At 57.2% G+C, this 14,365-nt stretch carries 14 protein-coding genes; 5 read left to right on the forward strand and 9 right to left on the reverse strand.

From position 1 onward, the window contains the following. Together AAC01S_RS19400 and map are read right to left on the reverse strand one after the other, a co-directional pair. A partial coding sequence (locus AAC01S_RS19400) for a hypothetical protein (protein ID WP_067624961.1) occupies positions 1–214 on the reverse strand: 214 nt, incomplete at its 3' end. Between the two features lie 17 nt (positions 215–231). Beyond that, entirely contained in the window at positions 232–1,482 is a 1,251-nt protein-coding gene (gene map / locus AAC01S_RS19405; RefSeq protein ID WP_169794080.1) for a type I methionyl aminopeptidase, read from the reverse strand. Positions 1,483–1,613: 131 nt separating this feature from the next. Between map and def the strand changes: the two genes are divergently transcribed. Both def and AAC01S_RS16415 read left to right on the forward strand, forming a co-directional pair. Beyond that, positions 1,614–2,366: a peptide deformylase gene (gene def / locus AAC01S_RS19015; RefSeq protein ID WP_083511905.1), complete on the forward strand. Its 753-nt coding sequence runs from the start codon at positions 1,614–1,616 to the stop codon at positions 2,364–2,366. A gap of 120 nt (positions 2,367–2,486) precedes the next feature. Continuing rightward, positions 2,487–3,239: a phytanoyl-CoA dioxygenase family protein gene (locus AAC01S_RS16415; RefSeq protein WP_067624966.1), complete on the forward strand. Its 753-nt coding sequence runs from the start codon at positions 2,487–2,489 to the stop codon at positions 3,237–3,239. 8 nt (positions 3,240–3,247) lie between these two features. On the opposite strand, the gene AAC01S_RS16420 is transcribed toward AAC01S_RS16415, so the two are convergent. The 6 genes from AAC01S_RS16420 to AAC01S_RS16445 form a co-directional block, all read right to left on the reverse strand. Continuing rightward, complete coding sequence (locus AAC01S_RS16420; RefSeq protein WP_067624969.1) at positions 3,248–4,261, reverse strand: SDR family oxidoreductase; 1,014 nt, start codon at positions 4,259–4,261, stop codon at positions 3,248–3,250. Positions 4,262–4,321: 60 nt separating this feature from the next. Then, positions 4,322–6,340, reverse strand: a complete 2,019-nt coding sequence (locus tag AAC01S_RS16425) for an LppP/LprE family lipoprotein (RefSeq protein ID WP_067624972.1) — start codon at positions 6,338–6,340, stop codon at positions 4,322–4,324. 148 nt (positions 6,341–6,488) lie between these two features. Beyond that, positions 6,489–7,091: an FMN-binding negative transcriptional regulator gene (locus AAC01S_RS16430; RefSeq protein WP_067624974.1), complete on the reverse strand. Its 603-nt coding sequence runs from the start codon at positions 7,089–7,091 to the stop codon at positions 6,489–6,491. 15 nt (positions 7,092–7,106) lie between these two features. After that, complete coding sequence (locus AAC01S_RS16435; protein WP_067624977.1) at positions 7,107–8,003, reverse strand: DNA-3-methyladenine glycosylase family protein; 897 nt, start codon at positions 8,001–8,003, stop codon at positions 7,107–7,109. Positions 8,004–8,087: 84 nt separating this feature from the next. Beyond that, the gene (locus AAC01S_RS16440; protein WP_067624980.1) at positions 8,088–8,618 is read right to left on the reverse strand and encodes a GNAT family N-acetyltransferase; all 531 of its coding nucleotides are present in this window, start codon (positions 8,616–8,618) and stop codon (positions 8,088–8,090) included. A gap of 184 nt (positions 8,619–8,802) precedes the next feature. Then, positions 8,803–9,282: a GNAT family N-acetyltransferase gene (locus tag AAC01S_RS16445; RefSeq protein ID WP_157071246.1), complete on the reverse strand. Its 480-nt coding sequence runs from the start codon at positions 9,280–9,282 to the stop codon at positions 8,803–8,805. Positions 9,283–9,905: 623 nt separating this feature from the next. On the opposite strand from AAC01S_RS16445, the gene AAC01S_RS16450 reads away from it, so the two are divergent. After that, entirely contained in the window at positions 9,906–10,736 is an 831-nt protein-coding gene (locus AAC01S_RS16450; RefSeq protein ID WP_067624987.1) for an aldo/keto reductase, read from the forward strand. Between the two features lie 204 nt (positions 10,737–10,940). Here AAC01S_RS16450 and AAC01S_RS16455 read toward each other — a convergent pair whose 3' ends face one another. Beyond that, positions 10,941–11,732, reverse strand: coding sequence for a Nif3-like dinuclear metal center hexameric protein (locus tag AAC01S_RS16455; RefSeq protein ID WP_067624989.1), 792 nt, complete (start codon positions 11,730–11,732; stop codon positions 10,941–10,943). Positions 11,733–11,893: 161 nt separating this feature from the next. Between AAC01S_RS16455 and AAC01S_RS16460 the strand changes: the two genes are divergently transcribed. Together AAC01S_RS16460 and AAC01S_RS16465 are read left to right on the forward strand one after the other, a co-directional pair. After that, positions 11,894–13,528 (forward strand): MDR family MFS transporter, encoded by a 1,635-nt coding sequence (locus tag AAC01S_RS16460; RefSeq protein ID WP_067624992.1) that lies wholly within the window; start codon positions 11,894–11,896, stop codon positions 13,526–13,528. A gap of 180 nt (positions 13,529–13,708) precedes the next feature. Next, on the forward strand, positions 13,709–14,365 hold a 657-nt coding region (locus AAC01S_RS16465), incomplete at its 3' end, for a TIGR00266 family protein (protein ID WP_067624995.1).

The following is a 14,365-nucleotide window of genomic DNA, read 5'->3' on the forward strand; positions in this document are numbered from 1 at the left end:
GCATCTCCCGCATCCCGCATCCCGCATCCCGCATCCCGCATCCCGCATCCCGCATCCCGCATCCCGCATCCCGCATCCCGCATCCCGCATCCCGCATCCCGCATCCCGCATCCCGCATCCCGCATCCCGCATCCCGCATCCCGCATCCCGCATCCCGCATCTCCCGCATCTCCCGCATCTCCCGCATCTCCCGCATCTCCCGCATCTCCCGCATCTCCCGCATCTCCCGCGTCACTCCGCAACACGGTCGCGAATCACCCAACGCATCAGGTACGTGTTGGCGTAGGGACTGCCGACATGTTCCAACCCCAGGCGTTCATAAAACCGAATGGCCCTCGAGTTGTTCGTTTGCACACAGAGTTCGAGGTTTCGCAAGCGCGGATGCTTCGCCACGGCTTGTCGGAGCTTGTGCATCACGCCTTGGCCGATGCCTCGGCCCTGATACCGATTGTCGATCACGATGGTGTTCACGTGCAGGACATCAGCCTTCTCGGTGACGGAGTAGAATCCGACGATCTCGCCGTCCTCGGTTTCCACCACCGTGACCGTCCCATCGGCGCCGCCAAACAATTCGTCCTCGCGAACGCGCCGGCCCCAGGCCTCAATCAAAATCGGATCCATCTCGGCGGCGGCCATTTCGACGAGCTTTGCAGCGTCCGACGACACAAAGGGCCGCAGCCAACAATCGGTCCCCGGCAGACGGCACCTGGCTGCATCGACATCCTCTTTGGTCGCTTGTCTCGTGACGATCTCGGCCGCACCTTCGCCGACGATGATCGTGTCCTCCACGTGTGCGCTGAGATCGCCAAGTTCAGTCACATCGGTCCATGGCCCGCGGCGCAATGCCCGCTTGCTGCGTATAGCCACAACCGGTTCAATCGCCAGCACCATGCCTGCGCGAAGCCTCGGCCCCATGTTGGGCGGTCCAAAATTTGCGATGGAAGGCGATTCGTGGAGTTGTTCCCCGATGCCGTGGCCGAAGGCGTGGCGGAGGATCGTATAGCCTGCGCCACGGACCTCCGCAGCAATGGCTGCGGAAATGTCGGAACAGCGCCGACCGTGCACCGCTTGATCGATCCCGGCCTGCAGAGCCCGCCAAGCGGAATCAATCAGACCGGTCGCTTCGGCTGCCCGCGGCACGGCGCCGACGCAATAGGTACGGGCGGAGTCGGTGTGGAAGCCGTCCAGTTCGAGACTGATGTCCACCTTCACGACGTCGCCCTCACGAAGAACGTATGGTCCGGGCACTCCGTGCCCGACCTCCGCATTAACAGACACGCAGATGGCGCCCGGAAAATCGTATACATCTCGAATAGACGATGTTGCGCCGAGATCGTGCATGGCTCGTGCCGCAATCTCGTCCAGCTCACTCGTCGAGACTCCCACTTGTACGGCGTCCTTGACTGCGTTGTGGACGATCTCGTTGGCACGTCCACAAGCGCGAATTTTATCCAGTTCGGCCCCACGTCGAATGGCGATCACCCAGATCACTCCTTTTGGCAGGGATATGACTCGACGAAACAATTCGAAACGGGCAGGCGTCACGAGGACATTCGTCCTCCCCGATTCGCGCAATCCTGCATCTCTTAGAGTAGCGAACAGGAGGGTAACCCGTGGCCAAGAAAACGATTCTCCAAGGCGATATTCTGGAACTTCGGCAGATCTCCACCCCCGTTTCAAGTTATGACGACGATTTGGCTGAGCTGATTGCGGATCTTCGAGACACAGTGACTGCCAACCGCGGACTCGGATTGGCAGCGCCACAGATTGGTGTCCATCGACGAGTGTTCGTGATCGATATCGGACATGGCGTTCAGGAATTTGTGAATCCGGTGATTGTGGAACAAAGCGGATCGGCTGAAGGTTATGAATCATGCCTGAGCTTCCCAGAACACACGCTGCGAATCACGCGGCCGCAATTTGTGACACTTGAGGCAACGGACGGCCGCGGCGAACCGATCCGCCTGGAAGCCGAAGGATTGCTGGCGCGGATCATCTGTCATGAGGTGGATCACCTCGATGGTGTACTCTTCATGGATCACCTGGATGAAACGGAGCTGTTCTTGCAAATCCTTGGCGAGACGGAAGTGGATGAGGATGAGGCAGAAGACGATCATGACGAAGCTGACGAGGGCGAAGAGGATAGCGCTGACCAAGCCGACCTTGCGATGGCGGAGGCGCAGGAACGGCAGGTGATTGTCGACACGCTGGCCGAATTGTCCTGGAAACTCACGTTGTGTCTCGAGATGCTGGAAGACTATCGAGACGATATCGGCGACGTCATCGAGTGGGAGCAGTTGCGACAGGCCGCGATGGTGCTGGAGGCAGCGGTCGACGCGCTTGACACACCGCTGGACCGCCCGTGAGACACCCCGTAAATGGATCGCATGCGGGATCGAAAGAACAGGTTAGTCCAATGCTTTTTGTGGGCGGCGCGCGTAGCCTGTATGAGGGACGATTTTTCGTACAGGAGGAGTCGAGATCGAATGGAGCTGACGTTTGCCCAGAAGAAGCAACTGTACGTGGATGGATTCACGTGCATCCCTGGCGTGATCCCGAAAATCATGATCGACAAAGCCTTGCAAAGTATCAACCATTCGCTTGGCGAGGGGATCGATCCGAACCAAATCGCCATCTTTCGCGCGCAATCCTTCTGCCGCGAACTGCAGGGCGACCCGGTCATTACGGACCTGTTGAACGGAACGCCTGCGTGGTCGTTGTGTGAATCGCTGCTTGGCCGCGATCAGATTCGCCCTGTGACACACGGCCAGATTGCCCTGCGCTTTCCGACCATGACCGATCCAGCCCCCGCCGCGCGCCCCCACCTCGACGGCATGTACTCACCGACCAACGGTGTCAAGGAAGGCACCATCCAAAACTTCACGATGCTGGTTGGAATCCTGCTCAGCGACGTGACGACCGATCTCGCTGGCAACTTCACCGTCTGGCCGGGTACACACCACCAGTATGAATCCTATTTCCGGGAGCATGGTCCGGACAGCCTGTTGAACGGACTGCCGCCCATCGATATGCCTGAGCCGATCGCGGTCAAAGGCAGGGCGGGCGACGTCATTCTCGCGCACTATCAACTGGCGCACGGAATCGGCCCGAATCTGTCGCCCAATATCCGATACGCCATTTTCTTCCGCCTGTCGCACGTGCGCCACGCGGACGACTGGCGGGCCCCGATGAAAGACATCTGGATGCACTGGCCCGGCATGCGCGACATGCTGCCCTGACTCGCTCCCTACTTCGCTGCACGCGGCATGCCAGATTGGTGTGCCGCGATGATTCTGTCCATTTCCAGGTTCCAGTTCTCATCGACGGTTTGCCGCTCGGGATGCGCCTCAAACCATCGCAAGGTTCTGCGAATGCCTTCCGCAAACGTCACCGTCGCGCAGTAATTGGGTACAAAACGCTTGATTTTCGAATTGTCGAACACAGCGCTCACGGCTTTATCTCCAAGCAAGCCACCCTCATATTCCGGAGAACACGCCACGATAAACTCCGACGAGATGTGAACCAAGTTCGGCTCAACCCCTGCCGCGCGGCCAATCTCCAAATAAATCTGATCCCAAGTCAATACTTCATCAGACGTGATATGAAACGCGTGTCCGATGGCCTGAGCATGTCCCAGCAGCGGCACAAACCCTTTTGCGAAGTCGGTATTGTGCGTCAACGTCCAGAGCGAGGAGCCATCGCCGTGCACAATCACCGGTTTACCCCGCCGCATCCGATCCACAATCGACCACGGATGCTGCCAACTGTTCAGCGCGGCCGGGATCATCGTGTCCCCGTATGTAAACGACGGTCGAACGATGGTCACCGGGAACCCTTCTGTCCGGTATGCGTTCAGCAGCAGCTCTTCACTCGCGATCTTGTCGCGCGAATATTGCCAATACGGATTGGCAAGCGGCGTCGACTCCGTGACCAAGTAGTGCGACAACGGCTTTTGATAGGCGGAGGCGCTGCTGATGTACACGTACTGATCCGTCTTCCCCCGAAACAACTCAACATCCGCGGCAGCATGTTCCGGTGTAAACGCAATCCAGTCGACCACGGCGTCAAAGTGTTCGCCCGTGATCGCGGTCTTCGCAGCGTCGACATTGCGGATATCTCCCTGAATGACCCGACATCCTTGCGGCGCAAAATCCGCGCGCTCGCCGCGGTTGAAGAGCACCAACTCGATGCCCTGCTCAACGGCGTATCTCGAAACAGCTTGCGAAATCAATCCCGTTCCACCAATAAACAGCACTTTCATTCGCATTGCCACTCCCCATGGTCAAGTTCGCGCATTCAAGCTGCCCAATCAGCGAATCGCTCAGTCCGTCCAGACGGTTTGGCCGAATGAATCCTTCGCCACCAACGATCCTTGGACAAGACCGGACGCGTCGACGGAGAAAGACAATTCCACTGCGGTCTTGAACGAATTCGGATCCGACGAATGAAATGCGCCTATGACGTTGACCAGGTATGTCCCGCTGCTGTCCAATGAGACCATTGGCGTCGCTTCCGCCAGCGCCGTAACGAAGCCGCTGTACTGGTTGATCACGGCATCGACATTCTGCTTCACAGACGCGGGCAATTGCTGGTACGTCTTGACCCCATTTTCATCTTGATTCGATGTCTTTGCAATGGCCTGAAACGTTGCATTGCCTGGGTAATCTTGCGCAGGCAGTTGCAGCGCCGCGTTCGCGGTGGTTGCCGCTTTTGCGTAATCCCCCATGTCCTCGTACGTCGCCGCGAGGAGATCATCAATCATCTTCGGCGCACCCTTCGCGATGGAACTGAGCTCTTCCGCGGTGTCGTACGCCAGCGACACGTTGCCGAAATACAAGGGGAAATCGGCGTTGGTAGCCGGAGAATACGTCTGTTTCGCCGAATTCCACGCATAGATTTGGATGTTCTCGATGGGTCCGGTATCATGTGACCACTGCGCAATTTCCATCTGGCCAAGACCGTTGAAGTCGCCGATGTCGACCATGCCAAGTCCATGATAGACAGTCTTGACGCCGCTCTTCAAATCCTTCAGCACATACACGTCGTCCGCGCCGTCGCCGACATAGGCCGCGAACACGAGTTCATTCGTCGCATCGCCCGTCATGTCGCCGGCATCCAGCACGCGCAATTGCGAACCCTCACTCTTACCTTGCCACAGCGTCCCCCACTGGTCCCCCTTCAGCCCAACGACGATGCACTCGAGCCCCGAGGGGCCGCGGTAGGCGCACGCGTACGCGAACTGCCCGTTGCCGTCGAAATCGACGGGAACATACGGCGAACTGGCCCCTGGTGGGGTGATCAAGACCGCGCCTTTTGGCAGGGCTTTCGCGACGGTGGTCTTGGCGATGGCGGGCACGCTGTCCTGCGCCGAGACGCTGGCTGCGCTCACGGCGCCCACGTTCACGCGGACGTTCCCGAGTTCCGCCCCTGTCGGAATTTCCGCACTGCTGTTGAACGTCGATCCATCCCAGGTGTAGTCCACCGTCACAGGCGGAAGCGACGGGGCGACCATCGGATCACTCGGTGCGTAATTGGCGTATTTGACGCGAAAGCCCATGCCGGAAGCCAATGGCTGAATGGACTCGATCTGCGACTTCTCCACGTTGGAATCGAGCCCGACGAACTGCTGGTTGTGGAACAGGAAGACGACTTGCCCATATCCGTCCGCCGTCGGACTGCGCATACCGACGGCAGCGGTGATTGAGTCGCCATTGCTTGCGCGGACCGTGACCGGAGTGCCGCCAAGTGCGAAATGTTCGCCCGTGTCGTTCGCCTCGCTGGCGCTTGCCATCACTTGTTCGATCTCGGCCTCACTCGGCGGGCCCATCGCGTCGTTGTCCAAGGACCATTCGCTGTGTTTCCAACTTGTCATGTAGCCGGTATTGCCCTGCGTCAGCGCTTGATTGATGTACCAAATGGGCACATACGTCTGCATCTTGCCGTCGACAGCGACAGATTTGATAGGCACGCTGGAATTGACGTACGCTCCGTTCGCGATCGCGATGGTATCCGCCGGTTGGGCATAGAGCGTACGGCTTTCATAGGAGAGATTGTCGATGAGCAATTCGTCGTTGGCGTACACGACGTTTGCGCCCATCGCCTGCATCGCGTGAATCGCCGTCGCCAAAGGCACGTACGCCGTCCCATGCGACACGACGAACGGGACATTCGAGGCAAAGACGTGTCCGTTCACTTGGATCGTCGCACTGCGCGCACCATGACTCGGTGCCGAAGCGGCCGCTGTTGTCGCAGCGTCGATGTGCGTGAAATTCGCCATCAGAATGGTTGCCGCGGGAATCGCCATCAAGGAGGTCCAGATGTTGCGTCGAACTTTAGCCATTGGATTACACCACTTTCCCAAATTGAATCAGATCCGATGTGGATGAGACCTATGATTTTTGACGATTCCGCCCACGTTTGTGTTACAACCAAACGACGGCCAGACAAAAAAAACACGCCCCCTGCCCCGCCTCGCTTCCAGGGCCAAACTACCTGCGGCGAACGGCCTCCATCCACCGGGCGACATCGCGGTCCATAGCGGCATCCGACGATTGCAAGCGTTCGATCACCCGCTGCCGAACCTCCTCCGCTTTGTTTTGACTCAATTTCGCGGCACCTTCAATCTGCGTGACATCGATCCGCAGGCCCACAATCGCCTTCATCATGGTCTGGTAAAACGACTCACCTGCCCGCGACGGCAACCCTGAAGTGGGATCGAAATAGCGCACGGTCCGATCCAAGATCTGCTCGAGTTCCTCGTGGTCGTCGACAACCCGACAGACCCCTTGAATCTGCGCAGTGACATAGTTCCACGTCGGAACCGACGCGTCGATGCCATACCAGGTTGGGGAAATATACGCGTGAGGGCCGGAAACCGCCAAGGTCACGGGCCGCCCGTCCACTTGGTGCCAATGTGGATTCGCGCGAGCCACATGGGTAATGACGGTCCGCGAGGCCGGATCGAACACGAAAGGAACGTGCGTTGTCAGTGGATAGTCTGCGGTCGAGGAAATGAGCATGCCGAACGAGTTGGACAGAATAAAATCGATTGCTTCGGGCTCAGTCATCTGAAAAGGCTTGGGAATGTACAAATCTGTTCACTCCTGTCATTCGTTCAAGCTTTGCCACAAGTAATACGTAGCCCAACTGCGCCACGGACGCCACAGTTCCGCGAGCCGCCGCACCTCATCTTCGTCCGGGCGGGGTGTGATCCCGTACAGCTTGTGAATCGCGTTTTGCAACCCGATGTCCGCCGCCGGCAGCACGTCGCGCCGCCCCAAACCAAAGAGAAGAACACACTCGACGGTCCAGCGGCCAATGCCCCGCAATGGAAGCAGCGTCTCGTAGATCTCCTCTTCGGTCGCCGTCCAGAGCTTCGACAGATTGACCCGGCCATCGACGACCGCTCTGGCGAAGTCGATCACGTACTCAGCCTTGCGCTGGCTGAACGACAAGGCGCGCAAGTCTTCATAAGCCCAACTCGCGACGCGTTCGGGAGAAGGAAACACGGCAAGGGTGCTGCCTTCCCACTCGACGCGTTCATCCCCCAAGTCGATCAACCGCTCGACGAGCGTCGAAGCGAACTTGACGTTCAACTGCTGACCGATAATCACGTTCACCATCGACTCGAACAAATCCCCGTCCAGAATTGGGCGCAGGCCGTAGAATCGATTGATGAGTTCATTCCACATCGGCCGCCGCGACATCGTTTCATAGAACGCCTCGACATCTTCATCGACGCAGAACATACGGCGAATGGTGGTCTCAATATGCATGGATTCTTCAAACGACACATCGTCCGGCATGGTCCAATGGAGGACGACATCGTCGTGCGACGGTGTCACCGACACCGTGACTGGAATCGCTCGAGACTGGACTCGAATGGCTCGTGTATACGAAACATCATCCATTCGGACGATGAACAGCTTCGACGGACGCGCGAGCGGACGCCGAATCGCCTTTTCAAAATCGAAAGGACCTCTCACTTTCAGTCCATTGATCATCTCAATGACCCCTCTGCCGTCTCAAGCAACCAAGATTACCACCAGATGCAATACGCTTTCGCGAGGCGGCGAGCCTCAGACACGTTATTCCGTCAAGGATACATCGTCCAGAAACAATATCATATGAGCCTCATCCCAGTAGGATTCCATCCATTTAATCGCCCGCGGCTCTGTACCGTATACTTGGAAACCCACTTTTTGATAGAGACCCAGCGCGGAACGATTTTCGCGATTGACAGACAGCCGCAACTGCTCCAATCCAGGCATGGATCGCCCGACGTCAATCAACGCCGCCAATAACCGCGTGCCAATGGCGCGGCGCCTCTGCGAATCCGTCACGTACATCCCCACGACGTCAGCAATATGCGACGCCTTGGCGGACCGTTCTCTGACCAGTGTCACCATGCCGACCAACGAAGAATCTTCCAAAAATGCGCCAAACGTGCGAACGTGCGTCGACGGAGACAACGAATCGGCGATTTGCTCCAGCGATCTCGCCGCAAACTCCTCCGCTGAAGTGAGAAATGCTTCTGGATGCCGACTCAACGCCTCCAACCGCAGAGATCGATAAGACTGCGCATCCTCTGGCGTCAACAACCTTATTGAGATGTCCATGCGGCTTATCCCCTTGTCCGACCGTGTCGTGTCCCCAATCGGTTCCCAAATTGACATATCGAGTCATTTTCGCGACAGGTTGAACGGATTCCTCCAATCGGCGCGTTGGCACGTTGGCGCGAGCGAGGACCTTTGGCTCGATTGAACTCGATTGAACTTGACTGCCCATTCAAGTGAACCGACTTCAGCAATTTCGGTACATCACCTGGAATGCGACGTTCCCTTTCATATAGACGCCCGACAACCGGAAACCATGCTTTTCATACAAACGGATGGCTCGCGCATTCCATTGAGCAACCGTCAGGCGAACGGGCGCACCCGGATGGCTTGCCGCGATATCCCGCAGAATATGCGTCAGGAATGCGTCGCCGAATCCTTGGCCAGTGGCGTCGGGCCGCATGCCAAGTCCGAGATCGATCACGTCCCCTTCGCCCGAATCGTAAGCCCCTGATGGATGCATCCCAGGCACCTGCGCCGGCACACCCACGCAATAGAAACCGAACAACGTCCGGTCTCGGCGACCCAATGGACCGAGCAGGTCGACGGCCATGTACGATCTATTCAGAAGTTCCTCAATTGCCTCGGGCGTTCCGTCCATGTTGTACATTCGATAAGGCTCTGGATATTGCCAATTGGCAATCTGTTCGGCGTCCGTTCGTGTCATGTCACGCGTATCGAATTCTGCGGCAGTTGCTGCAACCAGCGGAATCACTCCATATATCGCGATAGATTGCGGTCATTCGCCGGTCGTACGCCGCGTCGGTCCCACGGGCGCGGCGCGGGATCGGAGGCGATGCGCGATCGGAGGCGATCGCGAACGGAGGCGATGCGCGATCGGAGGCGATGCGCGATCGGAGGCGATACGCGATCGGAGGCGATGCGCGATCGGAGGCGATACGCGATCGGAGGCGAATAAGCCGCCCTACGCCGCTTAAGTATGTCGAATCGTCTGATTCGCGCCGAATAAGCGGTCCACAGACGCTTAAGCGGCTTCACTCACTCCATTTCAGGGGCCTCGGCGCCAAATAAGCATCTCGGAGACGCTTATTTTGCCGTCGAGCTGGCCGATTCGCCGAAATAAGCGCCTGACAGCCGCCTATTCGCTCTAACGCCTCCCGGCCCCACGCCTATTCGCCCTAACGCCTCCCGGCCCTCCGCCTCCTGGCCACCGGCAAAACACTCAAACCATTTGTGAGTAACATTCTTTTTGAAAGTTTCCATTCTTTTAGCACAGACTGTCCTATATAATATACTTGATGTCGAATCTACTTCCTAGGAGGTTAACCGATGACAGCGAAACACGTAGCGGACACGACAACACTCAACAACGGTGTCAAAATGCCGTGGTTTGGTCTTGGCGTATGGCAAACCCCGGACGGCGAAGCCGTGGAACAGGCTATTCAATACGCCCTTGACGCAGGCTATCGACACATCGATACCGCGGCCATCTACGGCAACGAAGCAGGAGTCGGCAACGCAATCAAGCGCTCGGGTCTGCCACGGGAAGACCTGTTCATCACGACGAAACTGTGGAATTCGGAACAGGGCTACGACAGCACGCTCCGGGCTTTCGAAGAGAGCTTGAAGCGGCTTCAACTGGATTATGTGGATCTTTACCTCATTCACTGGCCAGTGAAAGGCAAGTACATAGAGACGTGGAAAGCGTTCGAAACACTGTATAAGGAAGGCCGCGTCAAGAGCATCGGCGTGAGCAATTTCCAAGTTCACCACTTGAAAGACATCTTGGAGCACGGCACCATCGTTCCCGCCGTCAACCAAGTCGAGTTCCATCCGCTCCTTACGCAGACCGAACTGCGGGCGTTCTGCAAAGAACACGGTATTCAACTGGAAGCGTGGAGTCCGTTGATGCAGGGGCACCTCGACTTGCCAGTGTTGCAAGAACTCGCGAAACACTACGGCAAAACGCCAGCGCAGATCGTTCTCCGATGGGATTTGCAGCATGAAGTCGTGACGATTCCGAAGTCCGTTCGTCAAGCGCGGATCGTGGAAAACGCAGGTATTTTCGACTTTGAGTTGAGTGAAGAGGATATGGCGAAGCTGGACAGCCTCAATCAAAACAAGCGATTTGGGGCCGATCCCGACAACTTCAACTTCTAATCTACGGTCCTACGGTTCGCGACACTCGGTGTCCGCAAAAGGCGATATGCACGAAGCCGCCCGTCACAAACCTGTCATGATGGCAGTGTGACTAGGCGGCTTCGCGGCTTTACCGACAGGTGGATAGGCCGTTCCTATCCACGGATGCCGATGGCTTTCGTCGATGGACTAGACGGTCGATGGACTCGGCGGTCAATCCAATGGCTAGACAACTTCGAACAGCGGATCGTTCTGGATGAATTCCACAGGAATTTCGGGAAACAGCAATTGCAGGCTCGACGCAAGATACTTCATTCCGATGGCTTCACTCTGTTGATGCCCAAGTACAATCAACCCTTTCGGCTGTCCTTGGGCTGCCGCGTCGCGAACATACTCAGGCGTTTCCCACTCCGGGCCCTCGCCGGCGATGACGAGATCGACATTCGCTTCGCGCAGGTACGGAATCGCATTTGCGCCGCCACCGCAGTAGCCTGGCAGGACGGCGATGCGGGAGCAGGGCAGATTGAGATCGCCGACGGCGCGCACCGCCGGGATCGACAGGGCGCGTTTCACCAGCTCGATCACGTCGCGCATCCGCATCGTCGGAATGGTGAGCGGCGGAATGTGAAGCGTCGGAGCGGGCGGGGTTTCGTCGAGACACCAATGTTGTTCCCAGCCCAGTTCGCGAAGTATGCCTTCGACGATATAGTCGGGATTGCGGCGATGCATGTGATCGTGGAGACGATACAAGTGAAGCCCCGTATGCTCAAGCCACGATCGCTTGTCGCGACACACCGGATCAGTCGGAAAACCGACGATGTCTCCCCGATGTTGATAGAACGGGGATTCGTGCGCGACAATCAGGTTCAGCCCGCGCATATAGGCTTGCTCCAATGCAGCCCGCGTTGGCATGAACATCGTGGCGACTCCGACTACGGTGGCATCATCTGTGCCAAAATACAACCTGTCCACAGTTGCGTCGACGTTCCCTTGGACAGGCTCCATCAACGTGAGCATTTTCCCAATGACGTCTCTGACGGTAGGCGTAGTGAACCCCCCTTTCCGCTTTTCCCATTATAGAATGTATATCACAGCAAATAGGGGTTGCGGAGAATGATTATCGCGTGTATGCTTTTTAACGACTAAAACAATATACAAGATGAGTGGAGGTTCAGATTGTGTCGACGAATGCAGCGCAAGTCCAAACGACCAATCAAATCACCGGTCAACGCAAATGGTGGGCACTTGCTACAGTCATGTTGACGATGTTTTTTGCGTCGATGGATCAAACGGTCGTCACGACCGCTATCCCGACAATCATTTCCAAACTGAACGGCCTCAGCCTCTATTCATGGTTGTTCAGCGCGTATATGATGGCTTCTGCCATTACGGTTCCCATCTATGGGAAGTTGTCCGACGTCTACGGACGGAAGCCGTTTTACATCTTCGGTCTTGTGATGTTCGGCGTCGGTTCCGCGATTTCCGGGGCGGCCCATACGATGCTCGAACTCGTCATCGCCCGCGGTGTGCAAGGCATTGGCGCTGGCGCAATGATGAGCATGCCCAGAGCGACCATCGGCGATATCTTCAATCCGAAGGAACGCGGACGCTGGATGGGCGCGATCGGCGCGGTTTTCGGTCTCTCTTCCATTATTGGTCCGTTGCTCGGCGGCTGGATTACCGACTCGTTCAGCTGGCGGTGGGTATTCTACATTAACCTTCCGTTCGCGCTTCTGGCACTCATTGGCGTCATCTACTCGCTGCCGCGCGTGCGCGCAGGTCACGAAGTCAAGCTGGATATCTTCGGCACCTTCATCATGGTGGTTGGCCTGGTCCCCATCCTGCTCGCGTTCACCTGGGGCGGTGACAAGTATGCGTGGGGATCTTGGGAGATTATCACGCTGTTGGTTGGCGGCGTGATCGTGCTACTCCTGTTCATTCTGTGGGAGCGCAGAGCGGCCGATCCGATTCTCAATCCAAGTCTGTTCAACACGCGAATTTTCTCGATGACATTGATTCTTGGCGTCTTCATGTCCATGGCTATGTTCGGCAGCCTGATGTATCTGCCGACGTACGTGCAGGGCGTGATTGGACTCAACGCCCAAAACAGCGGCCTCATTCTGACGCCGATGATGATTTCGTTTATCGGCGGCAGCATCATCTCCGGTCAGTGGATGACGAAAACCGGGAAATACGTTCGGCTGGCCAACGTCAGCGGCGCGGTGATGGTCGTTGGCATGATTCTGCTGGCGACGATGAACGTCAATACGAAATATCCGATCGTCATTGTCTACATGATCGTGCTTGGCCTGGGTATCGGAGCCCTGATGCCGATTCTCAACCTGGCCGTACAGAACGCGTTTCCGTACAAGATGATGGGCACCGTGAACTCGACGCAGCAGTTCGTGCAGTCGCTTGGCGGCGTGATTGCGTCTCCCATCTTCGGCGCCGTGTTGAACAATGGCTTGAACCACCGGCTCACGACGGCCATGCCGGCCCCATTGAAACCGGTGCTCGCCAAAATGGGCAACGTGAAACCGCAAGATTTGCTCACAAGCCAAGCGCAGCAAGCCATTCAAACGGAGTTTACCAAATATGGCGCACAAGGCGTCACACTGTACCACGAGTTTATTCACGCCATCAAAGTGGCCTTGACCTATGGTGTGCATAACTTGTTCTTGCTCGGTATCGTATTCGCGGCGCTGGCGTTCCTGGGTTCGTTCTTCCTGCCGGAAATCGGCCTGAAGGGGCGCGAATTCTTCGAAGACGCCGCTGGCACAGGCGAACAAGCCGGCAACGAAAATCCGGCTTAATCGGACTGATCAAGCCTGCACAGATTAAACCGAACAAGCGCGATCGGACGCACGGCCAAGAGGCTGCTGTCCGATCGCGCTTGTTCATTTCTATGAAAACGGACCATCCCGTGAGGATAGGATCATGGTAAAATACCCCTGTGCCTTCGTTGGACGACGAGAAAGGGAGCCGTGATTGAGATGGAATACCAGATTCATGGATCGACGATGCAGATGCTTGAGGTGCGCCTTCAACCGGGAGAAACGATATTTTCGGAGGCTGGCTGCCTGCTGTCGATGACGCCGGGAACCAGAATGGAGACACGCGCACCCGGCGGTTTGGGCGGTATGTTCCGGCGGGCGTTTAGTGGAAACAGCCTGTTTCTCAACTACTTTCACGCACAGCACGGACAAGAAACGGTGCAGTTTACGACGCGGCTGCCCGGCCACATCCTGCCGCTTTCGCTGCGCCAGTACGGCAGGATCATTGCTCAAAGGCACGCTTTTCTCTGCGCGGAAGATCAGGTCGACTTCGGCGTCGAAGCGACACTCAACCTAGGACGCTTTCTCGGCGGCAACGGACTGGTGTTCATGTACCTCGACGGCGACGGCACGTGCTTCATTTCCGTGGACGGCGAAGTGGTGGAACGCGATCTCGCCCCAGGCGAACGCCTTCTCGTCCATCCTGGCCACATCGCGGCATTCACATCGTCGGTCGACTACCGAGTACAAGCGATGCAAGGCGTGACGAACATGTTTTTCGGCGGCGATGGCCTGTACATGGTCCAATTGACCGGCCCTGGCCGCATTTGGCTTCACTCCATCACCATCCACAACCTCGTCCATATCATTCAGGAA

It is taken from the genome of Alicyclobacillus acidiphilus NBRC 100859 (assembly GCF_001544355.1).
Taxonomy (GTDB): Bacteria; Bacillota; Bacilli; order Alicyclobacillales; family Alicyclobacillaceae; genus Alicyclobacillus; species Alicyclobacillus acidiphilus.

Excerpts from the sequence above, each read along its gene's own strand:
- AAC01S_RS16415 (WP_067624966.1), top strand. The coding sequence starts at position 2,487 with ATGGAGCTGACGTTTGCCCAGAAGAAGCAACTGTACGTGGATGGATTC.
- AAC01S_RS16420 (WP_067624969.1), bottom strand. The coding sequence starts at position 4,261 with ATGAAAGTGCTGTTTATTGGTGGAACGGGATTGATTTCGCAAGCTGTT.
- AAC01S_RS16425 (WP_067624972.1), bottom strand. The coding sequence starts at position 6,340 with ATGGCTAAAGTTCGACGCAACATCTGGACCTCCTTGATGGCGATTCCC.
- AAC01S_RS16435 (WP_067624977.1), bottom strand. The coding sequence starts at position 8,003 with ATGATCAATGGACTGAAAGTGAGAGGTCCTTTCGATTTTGAAAAGGCG.
- AAC01S_RS16440 (WP_067624980.1), bottom strand. The coding sequence starts at position 8,618 with ATGGACATCTCAATAAGGTTGTTGACGCCAGAGGATGCGCAGTCTTAT.
- AAC01S_RS16445 (WP_157071246.1), bottom strand. The coding sequence starts at position 9,282 with ATGACACGAACGGACGCCGAACAGATTGCCAATTGGCAATATCCAGAG.
- AAC01S_RS16450 (WP_067624987.1), top strand. The coding sequence starts at position 9,906 with ATGACAGCGAAACACGTAGCGGACACGACAACACTCAACAACGGTGTC.
- AAC01S_RS16455 (WP_067624989.1), bottom strand. The coding sequence starts at position 11,732 with ATGCTCACGTTGATGGAGCCTGTCCAAGGGAACGTCGACGCAACTGTG.